The sequence below is a fragment of the Pedobacter sp. V48 genome (genome assembly GCF_000523515.1).
Taxonomy (GTDB): Bacteria; Bacteroidota; Bacteroidia; order Sphingobacteriales; family Sphingobacteriaceae; genus Pedobacter.
Window position 1 is genome coordinate 251,748 of the sequence record NZ_AWRU01000002.1, and the last position, 22,922, is coordinate 274,669.

The 22,922-nt window shown below is 42.9% G+C and carries 20 protein-coding genes; 13 read left to right on the forward strand and 7 right to left on the reverse strand.

The annotated features are described in order from the left end of the window. Positions 1–55 precede the first annotated feature (55 nt). The 4 genes from N824_RS02440 to N824_RS02455 are packed head-to-tail and all read left to right on the forward strand — an operon-like array spanning position 56 to position 3,632. A complete protein-coding gene (locus tag N824_RS02440; protein ID WP_048903550.1) occupies positions 56–895 on the forward strand; it encodes a class I fructose-bisphosphate aldolase in 840 nt (279 codons plus the stop codon). A 5-nt stretch (positions 896–900) separates the two neighbouring features. After that, entirely contained in the window at positions 901–2,049 is a 1,149-nt protein-coding gene (locus tag N824_RS02445) for a Gfo/Idh/MocA family protein (RefSeq protein ID WP_048903551.1), read from the forward strand. Further along, the gene (locus N824_RS02450) at positions 2,046–2,618 is read left to right on the forward strand and encodes a D-lyxose/D-mannose family sugar isomerase (RefSeq protein WP_048903552.1); all 573 of its coding nucleotides are present in this window, start codon (positions 2,046–2,048) and stop codon (positions 2,616–2,618) included. The genes N824_RS02445 and N824_RS02450 overlap by 4 nt, the downstream gene beginning before the upstream one ends. Before the next feature lie 3 nt (positions 2,619–2,621). Then, positions 2,622–3,632, forward strand: coding sequence for a carbohydrate kinase family protein (locus N824_RS02455; protein WP_048903553.1), 1,011 nt, complete (start codon positions 2,622–2,624; stop codon positions 3,630–3,632). A 234-nt stretch (positions 3,633–3,866) separates the two neighbouring features. On the opposite strand, the gene N824_RS02460 is transcribed toward N824_RS02455, so the two are convergent. From N824_RS02460 to N824_RS02470, 3 genes are all read right to left on the reverse strand, one after another. Further along, positions 3,867–5,318, reverse strand: coding sequence for an ATP-binding protein (locus tag N824_RS02460; protein WP_235206967.1), 1,452 nt, complete (start codon positions 5,316–5,318; stop codon positions 3,867–3,869). 223 nt (positions 5,319–5,541) lie between these two features. Continuing rightward, positions 5,542–6,675 (reverse strand): glycoside hydrolase family 130 protein, encoded by a 1,134-nt coding sequence (locus N824_RS02465; RefSeq protein WP_048903555.1) that lies wholly within the window; start codon positions 6,673–6,675, stop codon positions 5,542–5,544. Position 6,676: 1 nt separating this feature from the next. Continuing rightward, positions 6,677–8,998, reverse strand: coding sequence for a GH92 family glycosyl hydrolase (locus tag N824_RS02470; protein WP_048903617.1), 2,322 nt, complete (start codon positions 8,996–8,998; stop codon positions 6,677–6,679). A 142-nt stretch (positions 8,999–9,140) separates the two neighbouring features. Between N824_RS02470 and N824_RS02475 the strand changes: the two genes are divergently transcribed. The 4 genes from N824_RS02475 to N824_RS32955 all read left to right on the forward strand — a co-directional run bounded on the left by N824_RS02475 (position 9,141) and on the right by N824_RS32955 (position 11,429). Continuing rightward, the gene (locus N824_RS02475; protein ID WP_048903556.1) at positions 9,141–9,980 is read left to right on the forward strand and encodes an alpha/beta hydrolase; all 840 of its coding nucleotides are present in this window, start codon (positions 9,141–9,143) and stop codon (positions 9,978–9,980) included. Between the two features lie 253 nt (positions 9,981–10,233). Further along, positions 10,234–10,359 carry a hypothetical protein gene (locus N824_RS38180; protein WP_373419273.1) on the forward strand — a complete coding sequence of 42 codons (126 nt, stop codon included), beginning with the start codon at positions 10,234–10,236 and terminating at the stop codon, positions 10,357–10,359. Positions 10,360–10,370: 11 nt separating this feature from the next. Then, a complete protein-coding gene (locus N824_RS32950; protein WP_200869799.1) occupies positions 10,371–10,793 on the forward strand; it encodes an AAA family ATPase in 423 nt (140 codons plus the stop codon). A 30-nt stretch (positions 10,794–10,823) separates the two neighbouring features. Next, the gene (locus N824_RS32955; RefSeq protein ID WP_235206968.1) at positions 10,824–11,429 is read left to right on the forward strand and encodes a DUF4143 domain-containing protein; all 606 of its coding nucleotides are present in this window, start codon (positions 10,824–10,826) and stop codon (positions 11,427–11,429) included. Between the two features lie 164 nt (positions 11,430–11,593). Here the strand turns inward: N824_RS32955 and N824_RS02485 are convergent, their stop codons facing one another. Next, positions 11,594–12,319 carry a LytTR family DNA-binding domain-containing protein gene (locus N824_RS02485; protein ID WP_048903557.1) on the reverse strand — a complete coding sequence of 242 codons (726 nt, stop codon included), beginning with the start codon at positions 12,317–12,319 and terminating at the stop codon, positions 11,594–11,596. Next, entirely contained in the window at positions 12,294–13,385 is a 1,092-nt protein-coding gene (locus N824_RS02490) for a sensor histidine kinase (protein WP_048903558.1), read from the reverse strand. The genes N824_RS02485 and N824_RS02490 overlap by 26 nt, the downstream gene beginning before the upstream one ends. A gap of 185 nt (positions 13,386–13,570) precedes the next feature. Here N824_RS02490 and N824_RS02495 point away from each other — a divergent pair, with 185 nt between their 5' ends. From N824_RS02495 to N824_RS02510, 4 genes are read left to right on the forward strand one after another with little or no spacing between them, the layout of a single operon-like run. Then, the gene (locus tag N824_RS02495) at positions 13,571–14,905 is read left to right on the forward strand and encodes a TolC family protein (protein WP_048903559.1); all 1,335 of its coding nucleotides are present in this window, start codon (positions 13,571–13,573) and stop codon (positions 14,903–14,905) included. Positions 14,906–14,908: 3 nt separating this feature from the next. Then, positions 14,909–16,174: an efflux RND transporter periplasmic adaptor subunit gene (locus N824_RS02500; RefSeq protein WP_048903560.1), complete on the forward strand. Its 1,266-nt coding sequence runs from the start codon at positions 14,909–14,911 to the stop codon at positions 16,172–16,174. Further along, on the forward strand, positions 16,171–16,917 hold the full coding sequence (locus N824_RS02505) for an ABC transporter ATP-binding protein (protein WP_048903561.1): 747 nt from the start codon (positions 16,171–16,173) through the stop codon (positions 16,915–16,917). Before N824_RS02500 ends, N824_RS02505 begins: the two co-directional genes overlap by 4 nt. 9 nt (positions 16,918–16,926) lie before the next feature. Next, a complete protein-coding gene (locus tag N824_RS02510) occupies positions 16,927–18,147 on the forward strand; it encodes an ABC transporter permease (RefSeq protein ID WP_048903562.1) in 1,221 nt (406 codons plus the stop codon). 486 nt (positions 18,148–18,633) lie between these two features. Here the strand turns inward: N824_RS02510 and N824_RS02520 are convergent, their stop codons facing one another. Beyond that, positions 18,634–19,617: a helix-turn-helix domain-containing protein gene (locus N824_RS02520; RefSeq protein WP_048903564.1), complete on the reverse strand. Its 984-nt coding sequence runs from the start codon at positions 19,615–19,617 to the stop codon at positions 18,634–18,636. After that, positions 19,617–21,545 carry a 1-deoxy-D-xylulose-5-phosphate synthase gene (dxs, locus tag N824_RS02525; protein ID WP_048903565.1) on the reverse strand — a complete coding sequence of 643 codons (1,929 nt, stop codon included), beginning with the start codon at positions 21,543–21,545 and terminating at the stop codon, positions 19,617–19,619. The genes N824_RS02520 and dxs overlap by 1 nt, the downstream gene beginning before the upstream one ends. A 93-nt stretch (positions 21,546–21,638) precedes the next feature. Between dxs and glyA the strand changes: the two genes are divergently transcribed. After that, positions 21,639–22,910: a serine hydroxymethyltransferase gene (glyA, locus tag N824_RS02530; protein WP_048903566.1), complete on the forward strand. Its 1,272-nt coding sequence runs from the start codon at positions 21,639–21,641 to the stop codon at positions 22,908–22,910. Positions 22,911–22,922: the final 12 nt, after the last annotated feature.

The following is a 22,922-nucleotide window of genomic DNA, read 5'->3' on the forward strand; positions in this document are numbered from 1 at the left end:
TTGGTTAGCCCATCTTGAATACAGAGGGGCGGACCAAATATAAAAGTATGAAAATATGAAGACATACAAACTAAATCGATTGTTTAACCGCAATTCAGGAAATTGTTTTGATGTAGCGATTGACCACGGTTTTTTTAATGAACATTCTTTTCTCAGTGGCATTGAAAATATCCAAAAAGCTGTTTCTATACTAGTTGATGCGGGACCTGATGCCATACAGCTTACCGTGGGACAGGCCCAATATTTACAGGCTATCCCTGGCAAAGAGAAACCGGCTTTGGTTTTACGAACAGACGTAGCCAATGTTTACGGAAAAGAACTGCCGAGAACATTGTTTAGCAGAATGATCGCTGACCCGGTGGAACAAGCTGTTCGGCTGGATGCAGCATGTGTCGTGGTAAACCTGTTCAGTATACCCGGAGAACCTGAAGTGACGGATCAGTGCATTCAGAATATCCTTAAAATTAAGCCTTTATGCGAACGATATGCGATGCCTTTAATGGTTGAACCATTGGTGTTCAGACCCAATACCCAGGCCGGAGGATATATGGTAGATGGTGACCCGCAGAAAATTATTCCTTTAGTGAGACAGGGTGTTGAACTGGGCGCGGACATCATTAAAGCGGATCCGACGGATAATGTTAATGATTATCATCGCATTATTGAGATAGCCGGAAATATACCCGTGCTGGTAAGAGGAGGAGGAAAAGCAACCGACCGGGAAATTCTGGAAAGAACATACGGCTTGATGAAACAGGGTGCCAGAGGGATTGTATATGGCCGAAATGTCATACAACACCAAGATCCCCCAGGGATGACCAAAGCATTAATGGCAATCGTGCATCAGGGTGCAAGCGCTGCGGAAGCAGCCACTTTAATAGGAATAAAGCATTAGGGGTGATGAAGAAAGTTAATATAGGGATTATTGGAGGCGGATTGATGGGCAAGGAAGCGGCAAGTTCTTTTGCCCGCTGGTTTGCGATAAGTGATTTACCGGTGCATGTTGAGCTCTCTGCAGTTTGTGACCTTAATGAAGACGTACTTTCGTGGTATAGGAATGTTCCCACGGTTAAGTTGCTGACGACCGACTATAAAGAATTATTAGCCGATGAGGAAATTGATGTAGTGTATGTTGCCCTGCCTCATCATTTACATAAACAGTATTACCTGGAGGTGCTGGCGGCAGGCAAAGATCTACTGGCCGAGAAGCCATTTGGGATTGATCTGGAAGCTGCTCTAGCGATAAAAAGCCAGGCCGACAGGTTGGGACGATTTGTGCGCTGCAGTTCGGAGATGCCCTTTTTGCCGGGGCCTCAACGGGTTGTTAAAGAAGTGGAGTCGGGCAGGTTAGGACAAATTATAGAAATTAAAGCCGGCTTTCTGCACTCAAGTGACCTGGATCCGAACAAACCTATTAATTGGAAAAGACAGGTGCCATTTTGTGGTGAAATAGGCGTCATGGGCGACCTGGGCATGCATGTGCTGCATATTCCATTAAGACTGGGCTGGAAGCCTGAACGGATATATGCGCAGCTTCAAAAGATCATTACCCAACGGCCTGATGGAAAAGGCGGAATGGCTGAATGTGATACCTGGAACAATGCAACCCTAAACACTGAAGTCAGTATAGCGGGTAACCTTGTTCCAATGACACTGGAGATGAAACGCATGGCACCCGGGGAGACCAATACCTGGTATATCGAAATATTGGGAACCGAAGGCGGCGTGAAATACAGTACCAAGGACATCAAAACATTATGGACTTTTAAACGTAGTGATGAACAGTGGTGGCAGCGGACTGATCTTGGATTTAAAGGGATGCCATTTACGACGATTACCGGTGGTATTTTTGAACCAGGATTTCCGGATTGTTTTATGCAAATGCTGGCCGCATATATTGCGGAAAGAGCAGGGGTGTTAAAGGGCCGGTTTGGTTGTGTAACCCCGGAAGAAGCACTAAATAGCCACTATATATTTGAGGCGGCATTGAGATCGTTTAACAACCAAACATTAGAAAAAATAACGTACTTTAAAACCGAAAAAGCATGAAAAGATCAGCAATAAATAAAGCAATAATTGATGCGGGTGAATGCTTTACGCGAAATGGCTGGTCTTTGCCACCGAACCCCAAATGGGACATTACTGATTTTGGTTTGGATTCTTTTTTAACTTCGGGACTGGTATTGGTGAACTTAGCCGAAGAAGAGGAGTACTGCGAAAAAATTATGTATGCGGTAAGGGGGCAGCTAACCCCTTGTCATGCACATAAAAAAAAGAAAGAGGATATCATTTGCAGATCAGGGCTTCTGGTTGTTCAGCTCTGGAGCGCAGATCCGGCTGTAGATGAAAATACAGATACTTTTAGTGTGAAAATGAATGGTAGTTACCGCAGTATTACCTCCGGAGATATCATACCAATACCTCCCGGTCAACGGATTACAATTGAGCCGGGTGTTTGGCATGCCTTCTATCCCGAATCTGATGAATGTATCATCGGAGAGGTATCTACCGCCAATGATGATGTAAATGATAATTTCTTTTCGGATAAAAATATTGGCAGATTTACCGACATTGAGGAGGATGAAGCCTTAATTATCAAATTAGTAAGCGAATACTAACTCATGAAAAACGGAATATTAGTTGGCGGTAACTGGATCATAGATCAGGTGAAGGTAATAGATGCTTTTCCTGAAGAAGAGAAGCTGGTTAATATTCTTACCGAGTACAGTAGTAATGGCGGATCTGCCTATAATATTTTGAAGGGAATGGCTAAACTAAAGGCCGGTTTTCCTTTATACGGCCTTGGTTTGGTTGGGGATGACGACAGGGGGGATCACATCATTAAAGAGTGTAAAGACCTTGGAATTGATCCCTCGGGGATTCAGAAAGCGCCAAATACCGCCACTTCGTATACAGATGTGATGACGGTAAAAGGTACCGGGAAAAGAACCTTTTTTCATCAGCGTGGCGCCAATGCCTTGCTTGATGTGGAGCATTTTGATTTTAGCTCAGCTACTGCAAAGATCTTTCATTTGGGTTACCTGCTGTTGTTAGATAAGCTCGATTTAGTGGAAAATGATGGAGAAACCCGGGCGGCAAAGGTTTTAAAAAGTGCAAAAGAAAATGGATTGATTACTTCGGTTGATATTGTAAGTGAGAAATCGGACCGGTTTAAGCAGTTGATCCCTTCTTCCTTAAAATACATTGATTATCTCTTTGTTAATGAATTTGAAGCCGGTATGATATCGGGCATAATGACGGTGGATGACGAGGGGGAAATCTTGCTTAATAACTGTTACAAGGCCGCTGCCGAATTGATACGGATGGGAGTGAACAAATGGGTTATCCTGCATTTCCCATCAGGTGCTATTGCTGTGGATCACCAGGGCGATACTTTGTTCCAGGCAAGTATTGACCTTCCGGAGGATAAGATTGAAGGTGCCGTAGGGGCCGGAGATGCTTTTGCTGCGGGCGTTTTAATCGGTGTCCATCACAACCAAGCAATGAGCACCTGTTTGGAGTTAGGCGTTTGTGCCGCGGCATCCAGCCTTTTTGCCGCTACTTCTTCTGACGGCATCACCTCAGCGGGAGAATGCCTGCTTTTAAAACAGCTTTACGGATTTCGTAAATAGCGGCGATAAATAGGGTAGCGCGCAGGCCTCGTCGATCTTCAGCCGTTGAGCCATTAGGGATAAAGGCTAATCTTGAGAAAGCATACGCCAGTGAATAGTTTCAGGCGAAGCTTCGCAAGCGAAACAATTAAGGTAAGCGTCAATTGGAAAGTATGCTTCTTCCAAAAATTTCCTAACTGTCGTTCCCCAAATTACTACATGTAGACATAGCTACTTTAATTCTCCTTACCTATATTAAGGTAAGAACAAATCGTGCATGGTGACCTGATTCTGGACCAGGCCAATAGAATAAACATTGTTTTTAACGCCATAGGTTGTGACCATGGCTAGAAACAATGCTTTTCTAGTCTTGCTCTGCTGACGAAATATATCAAGTTTGTACTGTAGTTCAGCAGCATAAGCTTTATCTATGACAAACTCCGTGTTTGAGAACTTTATTTCACATATGCTGACGACATTATCTTGCCTGTCCAGCAACAGGTCGACCTGAGCACCATTTCCGGTTTTTGGGGCATGTCGCCAGGCTGAAGTTTCTGTAAATACTCCGGAAATGCCCAGGGCCTGCTTAATATTATCTGAATGTTTCAGACAGATTCCTTCAAAGGCATAGCCACTCCAACTCCTCCATGAAGATGTCGATGATTTTTTTAGCCAGGTACCTGCCCCGGTGGCCCGGGAATGTTCGATAAATTTGAGGTAGAAAAGGCTGTATTGGTCACTGAGTTTATAGATACTCTGATTGGCATTTTTTTGGAAAGGCAGCTGGGGGGTAATAAAGCCAGACTCTACAAGTTCCTCGAGTAACAGCGTGGTAGTCCCTCCACTTTGTAGGTTACATGTGGTAATGATCTCGTTTCTTGTCAATCCCGATGGCTTGTCCGCGAGTGCTTTGACTACAGAAATGTGCCTGTCTGCGTTTTCGAACAGAGAACGGTAAAGGTTTGCGAATTCTGTTGAAAGGAGACCGTCCTTAGTGAAGCAAAGCCTGTCAATGGCCTGGGTAGCACTTTCTCCTTTTTTGAGTTCTTTTAGATAATGTGGCACACCGCCCATTGCCATAAAGATGGTCAATATCTGATAACGGTCAATATCGATATTTTTGCTTTTCAGGTATTGTTCTGTTTCGTGCAGTGTGAACGGTAAAAGGCGTATTTTCCGCGTTAACCGGTTGTGCAGACCTCCTTTGCTGTTGACAACTTTTTTGATCATCCAGGTGGCTGCAGATCCACAGATAGCGACGATCAGATTAGGCTGTTGTGATGCCCATTGGTTCCAGAAATATTCAAATGCCGAAAGAAAGCCTGATTTATGCGAGCTTAGCCAAGGGAATTCATCAAAGAAAATTACCGCTTTTCTTTTTTTAAGTATAGGGGTTGCAAATTCCCTGAGTTGCCAGAAGGCTTCTGTCCAGTTTTTAGGAGCTGCGAGAGTTAATGGAGAACCTAGCGCCTCTGCCATGGCCTTGCTGAAATTGAGCAGTTGCTCGGTAGCATTCCCGTCGTGCACCCCCGAAAGTTCAAAGATGAGCTGTTCCCGGAAGACCGAGCGTATCAGGAAAGTCTTTCCGACTCTTCGCCTGCCGAAAACTGCTAAAAGTTCCGACGAAGTCGACGCAAGCGCCTCCGATAGTATTTTTTTTTCCGCTATTCTTCCAATGAGCAATTCCATTTTTCTCCTTTTAATCATTAAAACAAATTTATCCGCAGCCAAAATCCATTTCAAATATATGGTTTTGGCTGCGGATAAAAAAGTATCCGCAGCCAAAACTTATGTAAATCATGTAATTTTGGCTGCGGATAAGTAGCTTTATCTGAACGCTCCTTTATACAGCTAGCGTTAAATCAGGCTTTTGCACAACAAGCGGTAGCCCTGGAATTTCCCGGCGTACCCGTTACAGTCTGTCTGTAAGTTACCTCTTTGCGGGTTGATATACGGCAACTGCGACTCTCGAATCAGCACATCCATAGTATAAAAACCATTTTTGCTGGTGGAAAATAAGCCCTTCTACAAATACAGTTCCTGCCGGGTATTGTCCGCTTTTTTCAAAAGATTCTGTGGGGACAAAGAAAGGCTTGTCAAGCCGGCCGATTACCTTTTCAGGATTTTTAGCATCGAAAAGAACTTGTCCGGCTGCATAGGTATTGGCCGTGTAATTTTTATCAGCATTGTCGCCAGATGCGTTTTTTCCATTGTACAATACCAGTATGCCTTTGTCGGTTAGCAAGGCTGGAGGGCCGGCTTCTGTGAGGTCGCTGTCGAAATAGTTTTTTCTTGGTTTGATCAGTTCCTTGATCTTTCCTTCTGCATCCAGTCTAGGTGCCCAGTTTATTAGATCATCGGAGGTTGCGGCGTTCAGAAACTTTTCACCCCAGTACATCATGTATTTTCCATTCACTTTTGCGATGACCTGTTTTCCATTGACCAGTTGGGTAACGATGGAGGCAGATTTGGTGAACATGTTATAAAATTTACCATTGTAGGCCTTTGCAAATGCAGGCCCGTGTTTGGTCCATTTAATGAGGTCTTTGGAAGTGGCAACACCCAGGCGGGCAATTTTTTTGTTCCACTGCGTGTAAAACATGACATAAGTGCCATCGCTGGTTACCGCTATTCTTGGATCTTCACATCCACCCGGATTTTCAAGTTCTTTTTGGCTATCGTTGCCGGGATAAAACACAGGTTCAGCTTTTCTTTTAAAGGTTAATCCATCTGTGCTATACGCATACCCAAGTCTGGATGTTCTGTGGCCGATTCCAACACCTGATTTGTCTTCTGCTCTGTAAAGCACCACAATTTCTTTTCCTTTTACAGTGGCTGCAGGATTAAAAGTGTCGTTAGATTCCCAGTCGACATATTTACCTGAAAGCGGATCAAGAAAGGTTGTGCTGGTGTTGGGTGAAATGATTGGATTTACACCGGCAGGTCTTAAAAATGGTCCTAAAGCCCATTCGGGCAATTTTTCGGCGACAGCTTGAGCCTTGGTTTTTTCTGCCGGGAGCAGGAAAAGGAAGCCGATTAAGGCATATGGAAAAAATTTCTTCATGTTATTTTGTTCCGAATTGTTTGTTTGGTTGTGCGCCCATGATCAGTTCCAGTTTACCGCCACGGGTAATATCTTGATGATCTAAATAGGCCTTGTTATAGGGCTTGCCGTTAAGCTTAGCGCTTTGGATGTAGATGTTTTGTGCGCTGTTGTTCTTCGCCTCAATAGTGAAGCTTCCGCCTTTATAAAAGTTTGGATCGAGTCTGATCTCCGTTTTGCTGAAAACAGGGCTGGTCAGCTCATATCTGGTGCTTCCGGGGGTAATAGGATGGAAGCCACTTGCAGCCAATACGTACCAGGCCGACATCTGTCCTACGTCTTCGTTGCCAACCAAGCCTTCAACAGCGTTGTGATAGGCACGGCTACAGATTGCCCTAGTCCATTTTTGCGTAAGCCATGGCGCGCCAACTCTGTTAAATAGAAAGGGTACATGATGTACCGGCTCATTGGCATGGTTGTAATAATCGTTCCACATCATGTTTTGAGGAACTTTCTCAAAGAAATTGGTCAGGTCTGCCAATACTTTTTCTTTACCACCCATTAGGGCGGTCATTCCCTCTATATCCTGAGGCACAAACCAGCCTTGCTGATATGGGTTGGCTTCTACAGATCCGTACCATTGTTTTAACCGGCCCTCCTGGGGCCAGGGTTGCCATTTACCGTCTTTATCTTTAGGCCTGAACCATCCTTTTTCGGGATCAAATATGTTTTTGTAAGATTGCGACCGCTTAAAATACTTTTGCTGATCGCCGGGCTTTTTCAAAGCTTCGGCTATTTTGGAAACACACCATTCAAAATAGGCATATTCGAGGGTATTTGAGATGCCAAACGGTTCATAGGCGTATCCCAGTTCCCCGTTGCCATATTTCTCCACACTGTTTACCGAAAGCTCATATGCTTTTGCAACATTGAAATTTCTTAACCCTTTGGCGTAAGCATCAGCAATTACCGATACAGCAGGGTTGCCAATCATACAGCCACTGTAGGCATTGAGAAATTCCCAGCGCTCCAGGTAGTTTTCCTGTTTCTCATCGGCCAGGGTAACCAATGAATTGATCATGTCGGTTACCACGGTGGGGTTAATTACAGTTTGTAAGGGCATCTGGCTTCTAAATACATCCCATCCGCTGAAGATGGTTCTTTTGGTAAAGCCGTCTGCTTTATGTGCCTTATGATCGCCACCGTAATATTGACCATCTGCATCCTGAAAGGTGCGGGGATCAATCTGCGTGTGATACAGGGCGGTGTAGAACACTGTCTTTTCTTCTTCAGTGCCGCCTTCGACTTTTATTTTTGAGAGCGACTGGTTCCATAGTTTCCTGGCATTGGCTTTTACTTTGTCGAAATCCCAGCCCTGGATGTCGGTGTTGAGGTTCAGTTTTGCACCATCTATGCTTACGAAGGAGATGCCGCTTTTCATGGTGACCTGTTCGTTTTCGCTGGTCTGGAATTCAGTGAAAAAACCTAAATGCTTTCCTTCTTTTTCGTTTACGTTGTTTAAAACAGCAGCCCCTGCTACCTTTTGCTGATATTTATCGCTGGTAACGTCTTCTAGCTTTCTTTTCCAGTCGGCGGGAATATCGGCCGACCATATGCCATATTGCGTTAAAGGCTTACTGAATTCTGCGTAAAAATAAACGGTATAGTCGGCCTTTCCATCACCATTTCCCCATCCACCACCGTCAGGAGTGCATTTCATCCATCCCTGGATGGTATTTTTATTGACAACTTTGATGTATTGAAGGGTAGAGGTTCCCCCAACCCTTCGGGCCAGGTCAATTTGTATGCGCGATTGTTTGTTCCCGGGAAAAGTAAAGCGCAGCATTCCGCTTCGTTTTGCTGCGGTAGCTTCTGCTTTGATGTGGTTTTCTGTGAGCATTACCGAGTAATAGCCTGCAGAGGCCTGCTCGGAATGCTTATCATAACTGGAGCGATAGCCGGATTTGGTGTCGTCTGGTTTGCCTGCGCTGGTTTGAAGTTTTCCGATGGTTGGCATCACCAGGAAATTTCCCAGATCTCCGTACCAGCCTATGCCACTCATTTGAGTAAATGAAAAGCCCTCAATGGAGGTATGCTCGTTACTGTAGCCGGAACCGTTATCGCCTCCGGTAATGGTATTGGGGCTTACCTGGACCATTCCGTATGGAGTGGTAGCTCCCGGGAAGGTTTTACCCAAGCCATGATAGGTGCCGGCAGCATCGGCACTGGTGCTTGCACCAATAAAGGGGTTAACATAATCGGCAGGCAGTTTTTTGTCGGGGTTTTTATAGGCCGAAAGGGCAACTGAAAGAATAAGGAGGAGAAAGAGTTTGAAGTGTTTCATTTGGTCATTAGCTGAATAGGGTACCCTGTTCATTTATATGCAAACCTAAATTAAGACAAAATAAAGCGTTTTAGCAAATCGATCAAATTTGATACAAAAGTTTTTATGGATTATCATTAAAAATTATTAACTCACACTTATTATGAGAAAAATAATTTTATTTCTGTTCGGTGTTTTGTTGTATGCCCAAGGTTTTGCCCAGCAGACGAGCTATGAAACAAAGAAAGACATTAGCTATTACCCAACTTCGGCCAAAGGGGATGCTTATCGTGAGCAAAGGTGTAAGCTCGATGTGTATTATCCTAAAGATAAAACGAATAGCTCAACAATAGTCTGGTTTCATGGCGGTGGCCTGACCGGCGGCAACAAAGAAATGCCAAGAGAATTGCTTGAAAAGGGCTTTATTGTAGTTGCCGTGGGTTACAGACTGTCGCCTAAAGCACTTGTAAAAGATATTATTGAAGATGCAACAGCATCTGTAGCATGGACCTTTAATAACATTGCGAAATATGGAGGAAATAATAAGCTGATTTTTGTTTCGGGCCATTCGGCCGGAGCTTACCTTGGGATGATGCTGACCTTAGATAAAAAATACCTTGCCGCGTACAACATAGATGCCGACTCCATAGCAGGATTGATTCCTTTTAGTGGACAGGCCATTACCCACTTTACCGTAAGACAGGAGCGCAAGATAAAAGATGTTCAGCCTATAATTGATGAATATGCCCCGCTGTATCACGTTCGTCCAACTGCACCACCAATGTTATTGCTTACCGGCGACAGAGAAATGGAAATGCTGGGGCGCTACGAAGAAAATGCCTATTTGGCAAGGATGATGAAATTAGCAGGAAACAAGACCACAGTGCTGCATGAGTTGCAGGGGTATGGACATAATATGGTTTATCCGGCGATTCCTTTGCTGATAGAAGAGGTAAACAGGCTTAGTAAAGAGATCAAGACAAAGAAGAAGATCAGTTTATAAAACTACATTTTATTATTCCATATGTTGTTTCTGTTCCTGGTCTTCGAGTCTTATGTAGCTTTTGGACAGAATCCTCAGGCCTAAGTTTTTGCATTTGCTGAAAAAATGGCGAAATTCCTGAGCATACATTGTCTCAACAAATCGCTGTGAATTACCCTTGTTCGTTAGGTAAAATTTACTAACCTGGAAAACTAAAAAGAACCGCAAACCGATGATTATCCGTGGAGCAAGGCAGGTCGGTAAAACATGGTTGATGAAGGCATTTGGTAAACAGGAATATGCACAAACTGCTTATGTTAATTTCGAAAGTAACAACTGCTTAAAGGAGTCTTTGAGGAAGATTTTAACATCAACAGAATCATCACCGCATTACAAATAGAAACTGGGATAGTGATACAGCCAGAAAACACACTGATTGTATTCGATGAAATACAGGGGGCGCCTGGAGCGCTGACCTCACTGAAATACTTTTATGAAAATGCACCGGAATATCATATCATTTCAGCGGGTTCATTACTTGGGGTTGCCTGGAATAGACAAACGTCCTTTCCTGTTGGGAAAGTTGAGTTTTTAGACCTTTATCCGCTGAACTATATAGAGTTTCTTAATGCCAAAGGCCAGCAAGCGCTGGTGGAAGTGTTAAATAGCCAGGACTGGAGCCTGATTAAGGTGTATAAAAATAGATATATCGACCTGCTGAGGCAGTATTATTATGTGGGCGGCATGCCTGAAGCTGTTCTTGCTTTTACACAAGAGGAAAATTTCACAGAAGTAAGGGCAATACAAAAACGTATTTTGGAGGCTTATGAGTAGGATTTTTCCAAACACGCACCTCATGAAATTGTGCCAAGAATCAGAATGCTATGGAATTCAGTTCCTTCTCAATTGGCAAAAGAGAACAAAAAGTTTATCTACGGATTAATCAAACATGGCTCCCGTGCCAAAGAATATGAACTGGCTATGTCATGGCTGATTGACTGCGGGCTTATCCATAAAGTATCCCGCGCAAGTAAACCTGCGATCCCCTTGAAAGCTTATGAAGATCAGAGCGCTTTCAAATTATTTCTGCTTGATGTTGGCCTGCTAGCAGCAATGGGTGACATTGATGTAAAAACCCTCCTGGAGAGGAATGCAATATTTGAGGAGTTTAAGGGAGCCTTGACCGAGCAATATGTACTCCAGCAATTGAAAACAACAAAGGAAATAACTGTTTACTATTGGTCAGCAGAAAATGCAACTGCAGAAATCGATTTTCTTGTACAATATGAGGATAACATTATCCCAATAGAAGTTAAAGCCGAAGAAAATCTCAGGGCCAAAAGCTTACGGAACTATGTAGATAAGTACGATCCAAAACTTGCCATACGAACCTCTATGTCCGATTTCAGGCGGGAGGCCTGGCTGAGCAATCTTCCTTTATATGCGATCAGCCAATTAACATCACTATAGCAGGATCACCTTTCCACATAGAATATACCAAGAGAAGGTAGAAACATATCGTCAGGTTTAGGGAATTGAATCCTGTGTAAAGCAAAAACGGGAGGAGATGTTGCCATCGGGACAGCCTAAGACATCCGAAGCCCAGCCCATTGGTGGTGCCCCTGGATGGCAGCTCACAGCCAGTTGCTGAGGAATTGCTTCATCGCCTCTTTATACTGTTCTCCGATGGCAATATTGATGCCGCCGATCTGTACGGTATTTTTGGTAACGGCATCAATTTTATCGAGAGAGATGATAAATGAGCGGTGTACCCTCATGAAAAGGCGGGTTGGGAGTTTATCCTCAAGCGATTTCAGGGTAATCAGGGATAACAGGGGTTTGGTTTCATTAGCGAGATGGACCTTTGCATAATCTTTTAATCCCTCGATGTAAACGATATCTTTTATGGCCACCCGAACCAGTTGATACTCGACTTTTAGAAAAATGTATTCCTCATTATCGGCGGCCGGTTGTTTGGCAGTTAACATCTCGGTATATGTTTTGGCCTTGCCCGCTGCTTTTAAGAACTCCTCATAATCATAAGGTTTTAAAAGGTAGTCGAGCGCATCCACTTTATATCCTTCAATCGCGTAATTGTTAAATGCGGTAGTAAAGATTACCCTTGGTTTTGCGTTTCCCGGTTTGCTTTCCAGTGTTCTGGCCAGTTGGATGCCCGTTAAATCGGGCATTTGTATGTCCAGGAAAATAAGGTCTATTTGCTGATCGTGCAAAGCTTCTAAAGCTTTTATGCCACTCGAAAAGCTACCCACCAATTTTAGGAAAGGCGTTTGCTCAATAAAACTACAGATCAAACCAAGCGCCAGTGGCTCATCATCAACTGCTATGCAATTCAGTATCATCGAGGGTTAGGTTTAAGTTAACAATAAATGCTTTGGTATCTTCTGTGGCATGTGCACTAAAGGTATGCTTACCGGGATATAACAATTCGAGCCTTCTTTTGGTGTTGCTTAAGCCAATTCCACCGTATTCATCAGCTGTTATCGAATTGTTTTTAAAAATGGAGTTTTTTACGACCATCGTTAGCTGATTGTCCTGCAATTCTAGCGATATAGCTATGGTAGAAGGCTCAGTTGTACTGACTCCATATTTAAAGGCATTTTCAATATACGGAAGGAACAGCATGGGGGCGATCTGAGGGTCGGACTTAAGTGTTGGCTCCTCAAAAACCACGGTAGTGGTATCATTTAAACGCAATTTCATGAGTTCAATGTAATCGACAATAAAAGAGACTTCTTTGCTGAGTGGGGTGATGCCCGACTGCGTTTCATAAAGCAAGTAGCGCATCATCCGCGACAGCTTGTGTAAGGCTTTCCTGGACTTGTCGACATCTACATGCGTTAACGCATAAATGTTGTTTAAGGTGTTAAAAAAGAAGTGGGGGTTGATTTGTGCTTTTAGAAAGGATAGTTCTGAACCTATTTTTTCTTTCTCGAGGGCCTCTCTGCTTTGTTTATATGCCTGCCATTTCTGAATTAAGGTAACGCTGGTACTGATACCTACCATAAACAAGGTCATAATGATCTGGAAGACATCAATTCTATCTGATCTTTTTTGGGGTCGGGGTATTCCCAATTCACTAAATGCCTTTGACATCAACTCAGGTAAATTCAGTGCGTTGTCTATGATCTTTACCAGGGGACCGGCTAAAATGGCTATGGCCAGAATAACCAATACAAAGGTGAGTGTTTTGTTTTTTAGCAGGAGCTGAGGGACAAGGATTTTGCTGTTTACATAAAATACAGCAATCAACATCAACAGGATACAGCTTTGCTTAACCCAGAATTGAGGAGGTAATGTGATATTCCATGATAAAGGCTGGTGAAAAAGAAGCACGAAAGCAAATAACATCCATGAAAATACATGGAGTAATATGCTAAGATAGGAACGGCTTTTTAGGGAAACCATTGGTTTAAAATTTAATGATTATTAAGTGTGTACAAGGTAGGGAACCTATCCAGATAAGTGCAAATGTTTCCGTCGATTCATATCTACCCTTGGTCGATGTGTTTGATATGCCGGTCTATCGCGTTTTTTTTAGAGGCTAAATAGCTGTTGATTTGATCAGTTAATATGGTTTTTTATATAGAGATATGTCAAAATTAACAATGAAAATTCTGCTGCTTTTATGCGTCACCTGCTTTAGCCTCCGGGGCTTTAGTCAGGATACCACATTAAAAGTTTTGCCGCCGATCTGGGATCTGGAAGCATGCCTGCAGTACGCAAAGACAAATAACATTCAGCTTAAGAGTTTGCAACTGGATAAGCAAAGCGCCCAGCAAGATAAGTTGCTGGCAAAATCGGCATTGCTGCCTGATCTTTACGGCTCGGCTTCGCAATCCTTTAACCATTATAACATGGCTACCAATGGGAATTCCGGCGGCCTTAATTATTCGGGGTCATATGGCTTGAGTTCTTCGTGGACACTATATAAAGGAGGTTATCTTAAAACAGATATAAAGCAAAAGGATTTGTCGGTTCAGTCGGCAAACTTCAGTATTCTGGAAAATGAAAACGACATTACCTTACAGATCACACAGGCTTACCTGAGTATACTTGTAGATAAGGAGAGTATCATTTACAATGAGGACCTGGTAAAAACATCCCAGGCTCAGCTTGAACAGGCAAAACGCCAGTTTGCTGCGGGATCGGTGGCCCGTAAAGTTGTGGCACAGTTTGAGGCGCAGCTTGCATCGGATAAATACAATCTGACGACTTCGCGGAATGCCCAGCGCCAGGATAAAATATCCCTAAAGCAGTTATTGCAGTTGCCGGATGCTAAAGATTTTGATGTCGTAAAACCAGATACGGTAATTTCGACAAGAAGGATCACCGATCTGAGCACCGTACAGCAATATGCTTTGCAAAACCGTCCGGAAATAAAGAATGCAGAACTGGGTGTACAGATTTCGGACCTCGGGCTTACCAAAGCCAAAGCAGGTTATCTGCCATCGTTAACCCTGGGTGCAGGGATGGGTACAAGTTATGCGAAAGACCCAAACTATAATGCCTTTAGACAGTTTGATAATAACTTTTACCAGCAGGCCGGTTTAACCTTGTCTATCCCAATTTTTACCCAAAGGCAAAATAAGACCAATGTTGCCAAAGCAAAGATTGATATCGCACAATCTAAACTAACGCTGGAAAACACAAAGACGACGCTGGCTTTGAATACAGAGAAAGCATACATCAATGCGCAGAATTCGCAGGGGCAGTTCGCCTCAGCAGCCGAGCAGTTGAAATTTAACCAGGAAGTATACCGTATTGCCAACCAGGAACTAAAGATTGGGGTTGCAAATATTGTAGACTTCTACCAGCAAAGGAATTTATATGTACAGGCAATGCAATCGTACATACAGGCAAAATATAATGCAGCTCTGGCTGCAAGAATCTATGAGTTTTACTTAGGAACACCCATTAAATTATAAGTCATGAAGTCCAGAAAAATTATTCTAATCATTATCTCCATTATAGTTGTACTTGGTTTAGTATGGTACTTCTTTTTAAGGACTAAGCAGCAGCCCGTAGTGCTGACCAAGGAGCAGCCTTCGAGAGGTTCAATTTCAACAAGTGTAACGGCTACGGGAACAGTCCAGCCGGTGGATACAGTTACCGTAGGTACGCAGGTATCGGGAACCATTTCTGCATTGTATGCCGATTTTAACTCAACCGTTAAGAAAGGACAGTTGCTTGCAGAATTGGATAAGACACTGATACAGGCAACAGTTGATCAGGCGAAAGCCAGCCTGGCACAGTCTCAAAGTAACCAGACCTATCAGCAGGCAAACTTTAGTCGTCAGAAACAATTGTTTGAAACAGGATCTATCAGCAAGGCAGAATACGACCAGGCATTAAACACCTTGCAGGTGGCAACCGCTAATGTAAGTAATGCAAAGGCACAGCTGAGATCGGCAGAAAGGAACCTTTCCTTTACCCAGATCTATTCTCCAATAGATGGGGTGGTATTAGGGCGAAGCGTTAGTATAGGGCAAACTGTTGCGGCAAGCTTTAATACACCAACAATTTTTACCATTGCCAAAGACATTACGAAAATGCAGGTTCAGGCAAAAGTGGACGAGGCAGATATAGGCAATGTTGTTAAAGGTCAGCGATCGACTTTTACCGTTGATGCCTTTATTGACGATACTTTTAACGGAACGGTAAAGGACATTAGATTGCAGCCATCCATATCAGCAAACGTAGTTACCTACGCCACACTGATTGATGCGCCAAATGACGATAAGAAATTAAAACCCGGCATGACTGCGAACATTATAATTTACACCAAAGAGGTAAATGATGCTTTGCTGGTTTCGGCTCAGGCCTTAAAATTTAATCCGGATTCGAGTTTACTTAAAGAATATGAAATTGTGCCATTGCCGGGCAGAGGAATGGGGAGGAAAGGCGGTAAAGGCAGGATGAGAAAGGATACCAGTGCGACTAACCAACTCAAAGCACCAGCCGGGGAAACGGAAAAGATGGAGCCTTCTTTTGTGTGGGTATTGCAAGGCAAAAAGCTTATCCAGAAAAGAATAAAAACGGGGCTGAATGACAATACACATGTAGAAGTACTTGAAGGGTTGAATGAAAATGATGTAGTGATCAGCGGAATGAATGGTGGCTCGGCAGGAACTCCGGCAGCAGCGGCAGCTTCAAGTCCATTTATGCCAAAAAGACCAGGAGGAAACAGACGATGAGCAACAAGATCCTTCAAATAGAAAATGTAAAGCGTGAGTTTAAAATGGGTACCGAAACAGTAAGGGCCTTAAAGGGGGTTTCATTTGATGTGGATTCGGGCGAGTTTTTAACCATAATGGGAAGCAGCGGGTCGGGTAAAACCACCTTGCTGAATATGCTGGGCTGTTTGGACAAACCTACAGAGGGTACTTATATGCTCGATAATGTAAACGTAAAAGAGCTGACCAGAGACGAACTGGCAAAATTAAGGAACCATAAGATTGGCTTTGTTTTCCAGTCGTACAACTTATTGCCACGTACCTCTGCGCTTGAAAATGTGGAACTCCCTTTACTGTACAACCCCACTATTGGTACGAAAGAACGGACCGAACGCGCTATTGCAGCCTTACAGGCCGTAAAGCTTGATGGGCGGTTTGATCATATGCCAAACCAGTTGTCGGGCGGACAGCAGCAGCGCGTTGCGATTGCCAGGGCATTGGTGAATGAGCCTGTTATGATCCTAGCCGATGAGGCTACGGGAAACCTGGATACACGAACATCTTACGAGATCATGTCGCTTATGCAGGAACTGAATCAGAACGGAAAAACAATCGTATTCGTTACCCATGAGCCGGATATCGCCGCATTTAGCACCAGAACAGTTATGCTAAGGGACGGAAAGGTTCAAAAAGATTCGATGAATAAACACATTCGCTGGGCTAAAGAAGCATTGGCTTCTTTGCCTGCAACAGACGATTACTAAGGAGGAAATATGAAATTTATTAATCTCATCAGACTGGCAATTAAAGCCCTGCAACGTAATAAATTACGCGCACTACTGACCATGCTGGGCATTATTATAGGCGTGGCATCAGTAATTACCATGATGTCTATTGGAGAAGGCTCAAAGCAGAGTATTAATGCTTCGCTTGCCAGTATGGGGTCGAATATGATTACCATTATGCCCTATAGCAACGAACCTGGTGGCGCGAGGATGATGGGCAGCAGCCTTAAAACGCTGACCATTAAAGATGTAGATGCCTTGAAAAAGAATGCAGTTAATATTGCAGAGATTTCTCCGCTGGCCTCGTCGAGTGGGCAATCTATTAATGGTGCGGCCAATTGGCCTACCTCTATTCAGGGGGTAAGTCCGGAATACCTGGATATCAGGAAGCTGTCAGTTAAAGAAGGGATCATATTTTCGGAGCAAGACGTGAGGTCGTCGGCCAAGGTCTGCTTACTGGGTAAAACGGTGGTGGATAACCTGTTCCCTAACGGAGAAGATCCGATCGGTAAGATCATCAGGTTTGGTAAAATCCCATTTCAGGTGATAGGAGTGCTTACCCCAAAAGGTACAAGTAACTTTGGACAGGATCAGGATGATATCATTATTGCCCCATACACAACAGTTCAGAAAAGGATTTTATCGTCCATTTATTTTGGACAGATCTATGCATCGGCAACCAGCGAAGCTGCTTCGGATGCTGCGGTTGCAGAAATAACCAGCATCCTTAGAGAAACACATCGTTTAAGAGATGCTGAGGACAATGACTTTCAGGTAAGAACACAGGCGGAATTAATGACGATGATGAATTCTACAAGCAGTATGATGACTGCGCTGTTAACTGCAGTGGCAAGTATCTCGCTGGTAATTGGAGGTATAGGAATTATGAACATTATGTATGTTTCGGTTACCGAGCGAACCCGTGAAATAGGTTTGAGAATGTCGATAGGTGCAAGGGGCATAGATATTTTATTACAATTCCTGATAGAGGCTATTGTGATTAGTGTAACGGGCGGGGTAATTGGCGTGATATTGGGGATTTCGGCAGCGCTGATTGTTCCGGCTTCCTTGAACTGGCCGACGGTAATTTCTGAATTCTCTATTGTAATATCCTTTTTGGTTTGCGCAATAACAGGAATTTTCTTTGGCTATTATCCGGCACTGAAGGCATCAAAATTAGATCCTATAGAAGCGTTGAGGTACGAGTAAGAGAAGATAGTGAGGTTAATTATCGCAAAAAACATAGACTTGTGTTTTAACAGCTGGGCAATACTACACCGTTATGGCAATAGGACTGGTACAACCGAATGATGTAGAGGAATCATTTAAATTGCAGCTATATACCCACAAATAAGCGGTGTTATTTTTCGTTTTTACCAACCATGTAAACCTTACGGCCACATGATCCGCATGCGTATCGTTTAAGATCGAGCCAAAATAAAAATGATTTAACTAAAGTGCCTCTTTTAACTCTCGAATCTAAGTCTCCTTGTTTGCAATAGGGGCATTTTTTGTAGGTTTTGTTGGCAGTTAACCAGGTTATTTCTGAGGTTTCCATTTCTTGGACGCAATAATTATCGTTGAACTTAATTATTTTGTATAAATAAGTTTATTAATTATTAACAAATATAATCAATAGGTTATCTGGCGGCAAGGAAAGGAAAGAGAATTAAGTCCTGATTTATAATGCAGGACTTAATTTTGTCCGGACTTGGCATATTCAGAAGGGGTCATGCCAGTGTGTAATTTGAATTCAGCAAAAAAGGCACTTCTTGATGAAAATCCACCTTCTTTTCCTAAAGCTTCTATGGTGAGGTGTTGCCATGCAGATGTATTGTGCAATTTGCTTCTGACATAATCCACTCTATAGCGATTTACAAAAGCAGTGAAACTCTTTTTGTAATGGAAATTTAATACATGTGACAGCTGATGGGTAGGAATCCTAAGGTCGGCCGCCATCTTAGGCAGGGTTAATCCGTGCTGTTTAAAGGCCTCCTGATTTCTCATGTAATCTTCAATTAACTCGAAATAAGTTTCTACTGAAGCCTCATTTGGCTCTTTTGCCTTTTTCAGAATCTTATTGAGTGTTTCGGGCTTTATATCCAGCAGATCGGCAATGTATTGAGGGGGAATTCTTTGTATATTATGATTTGTTGTGGTGAGGTAGAATTCATATTTCTCCTGGGCCGATCCCATTCTGACCAGATTAGACCTTTGGTGTGCAGATTTGTAAAAGGACTCGACTATTTTTCTGATGATGATGTTCAGTTCAAACGAGGTCTCCAGCCACTGCAGCAGGTTGTGTATGGGTAAACCGATAAGAAGGGAATCCTCTACGGCGTAAATACTTTCGCCGGAGGGCTCATCGCCGTACATTCCTTTTATAGCGGACACAGATTCACCTTCCAGACATATATAAGTGGTGAGTTTTTTATTCTTAAGTGTGGTATAGCCAACTACCAGACCTTTAATGATGAGGTACAAGTATTCACTTGTTTCGCCCTGCTTAAGCAGGTATTCATTTTTCTTAACCCGGACTTCAAACAAACACGCTTTAATTTCGTTTTCGAGTACTTTGGGAAGTGGGTGATGGGAAGAAAGATGATTGATGACCAGATCCATTAATTCCGGATCTGGCTTTACAAATGGTTGATGCCTTAACGTTGAGGCATTTGGCATTAGGAGGCCATTGTTTTTGTAGTTCTGCTTACAGCAATCTTTTTTACTGTATTAATAATTGCTGTGGTGTCATAACCGCATAAAGCCCATAACTCAGCCTGTTCACCATGCTCAATAAAGTTATCAGGAATACCTAAACGGATTACCTGAGCACTGTAGGCATTGTCGGCCATGAATTCGAGTATTGCACTTCCCACCCCACCTTGAATACATCCATCTTCAATTGTTATGATGTGTTTGTATCTTTTAAATACATCATGCAGCATGGCCTGGTCTAAAGGCTTGGCAAAACGAAGATCGTAATGTGCCGGATGTATGCCCTCGCTATTCAGTTCCTTGCATGCATCTACTGCAAAATTACCTACGTGACCAATGGTAAGTATGGCGAGGTCTTCGCCATCACAGATTTTTCTGCCTTTTCCTACCTCTAATGCTTTTAGCGGACGTTTCCAATCGACAATAACGCCGTTTCCTCGAGGGTAACGTATGGAGAAAGGCCCCATATTGTCTTGCTGAGCAGTATACATTAAATTACGTAATTCTTCCTCGTTCATTGGAGCCGCAACTGTCATTTGAGGGATAGAGCGCATGTAGGCCAAATCATAAGCACCATGGTGTGTGGCACCATCGGCACCGGCTAAACCTGCGCGATCCAGACAGAATACTACGTTTAAATTTTGTATGGCAACATCGTGAATCACCTGATCATAAGCTCTTTGCATAAAGCTTGAGTAGATATTGCAAAAAGGGATAAGTCCCTGAGTAGCCAGCCCTGCGGAAAAAGTAACGGCATGCTGTTCTGCAATGCCAACATCAAAGGCGCGGGCAGGCATTGCTTTCATCATGATGTTCATTGAAGATCCGGATGGCATAGCAGGAGTTACACCTACAATTTTTTTATTGGCTTCTGCAAGCTCAACCAAAGTGTGACCAAAAACATCCTGGTATTTTGGAGGTTGTGGTTTATCAGGAACAGACTTTTTAATCTCTCCGGTAATTTTATCAAAAAGACCAGGGGCATGCCACTTGGTTTGGTCTTTCTCAGCCAGGGCAAAGCCTTTGCCTTTTACGGTTACGCAATGTAAAAGCTTAGGACCGGGGATGTCTTTTAAATCTTTGATGACCTGGGTTAGGCGGACCACATCGTGACCATCTACCGGGCCGAAATATCTGAAGTTCAGGGCTTCGAACAAATTGCTTTGTTTCAGCAGTGTACCTTTTATGCTTTTCTCAATTTTCTTAACAAACTTATGTGCATTAGGCCCCAGCTCGGAAAGCTTGATGAGTACATTAGAAATGTCATCGCGGAAGCGGTTGTAAGATTTTGAGGTAGTAATATTTGTTAAATATTCTTTTAGTGCACCAACATTAGGATCGATAGACATGCAATTGTCGTTCAGGATCACCAATAGGTTTGAATTTTCAATACCGGCATGATTTAATCCTTCGAAGGCCAATCCTGCGGTCATGGCACCATCTCCAATCACTGCAACATGCTGACGATCGGTTTCTCCTTTATAGTGAGAAGCTACGGCCATGCCCAGTGCTGCCGAGATGGATGTAGAAGAGTGCCCTACACCAAAAGTATCGAACTCGCTTTCACTGATTTTAGGGAAACCGCTAATGCCGTTTAATATCCTGTTGGTATGAAAAACTGACCTGCGTCCGGTAAGGATTTTATGTCCGTAAGCCTGATGTCCAACGTCCCACACCAACTTATCATATGGGGTGTTTAATGCGTAGTGTAAAGCTACTGTAAGCTCAACAACGCCAAGACTGGCACCAAAATGTCCACCATTTACACTAACCACATCTATAATATATTGACGAAGTTCCTTGCAAATTTGTTCAAGGTCTTGTTCCTTATACTGCTTTAAATCAGTAGGATAGTTTATGTTGGGTAGTAATGGACCGTTAATATCTTCCATGCAGGGGTTTTATCAATAGAAATACAAAGTAAGGTATTTTGTTATCAAAGTAAGAAGGAAAATTGCTAATTTTACAAAAATATACTTCGATAAATGACTAGAGATACTTTAATTTTTGATTTGATTGACAGGGAATTGGACCGTCAGGAAAATGGACTTGAACTGATAGCTTCAGAAAATTTTGTAAGCAAACAGGTAATGGAAGCCGCTGGTTCTTGTTTAACAAATAAATATGCTGAAGGCCTTCCGGGCAAAAGATATTATGGTGGATGCCAGGTGGTAGATGAGGTGGAAACCATTGCTATTGAACGTGCAAAGAAACTTTTTGGTGCGGAATGGGTGAATGTACAACCACATTCTGGTGCACAGGCAAATGCTGCGGTAATGCTTGCGGTAATCCAACCTGGAGATAAAATTTTAGGGTTTGATCTTTCTCATGGTGGTCACTTAACTCATGGTTCTCCGGTTAACTTTTCAGGAAAATTGTATCATCCGTTGTTTTACGGTGTTAAAAAAGAAGATGGTTTAATTGATTATGCTAAACTTGAAGAATTAGCGTTAGCTGAGCGCCCGAAATTAATCATAGTTGGTGCTTCTGCTTACTCAAGAGAGTGGGATTATGCTTTTGTACGCGGTGTAGCTGATAAAATTGGCGCATTGGTAATGGCAGATATTTCTCATCCGGCAGGTCTTATTGCTCGCGGATTATTAACCAACCCACTTCCTCATTGCCATATAGTTACTACAACTACACATAAGACATTACGTGGCCCGCGCGGTGGTATGATTATGATGGGTAAGGATTTTGAAAATCCATTTGGATTAAAAACACCTAAAGGCGAGATCAGAATGATGTCCTCAGTATTAGATATGGCTGTTTTCCCGGGTACACAAGGTGGTCCTTTAGAACACATTATTGCCGCAAAAGCAATTGCTTTTGGTGAAGCTTTAAGTGACGATTATCTGATCTATATTAAACAAGTACAGGCAAATGCGCAGGCAATGGCAAAGGCATTTGTATCAAGAGGTTACGGGATTATTTCTGGCGGAACTGATAACCACCTGATGCTGATTGATTTGCGAAATAAAAATATCACTGGGAAACTTGCTGAAAATGCGCTTGAAAAAGCCGACATTACAGTAAATAAAAATATGGTTCCTTTTGATGATAAATCTCCATTTGTTACTTCGGGTATACGCGTAGGAACTGCTGCTATAACTACAAGAGGATTTAAAGAAAAAGAAATGGAACTTATTGTTGATCTGATTGACCAGGTAATTACCAACGCTGAGGACGAAAACAACCTTAAGCAGGTAAAACAAAAGGTAATTGAATTGGTAAGTAAGTTCCCCCTATATAAATAGAAAGGGAGTTAT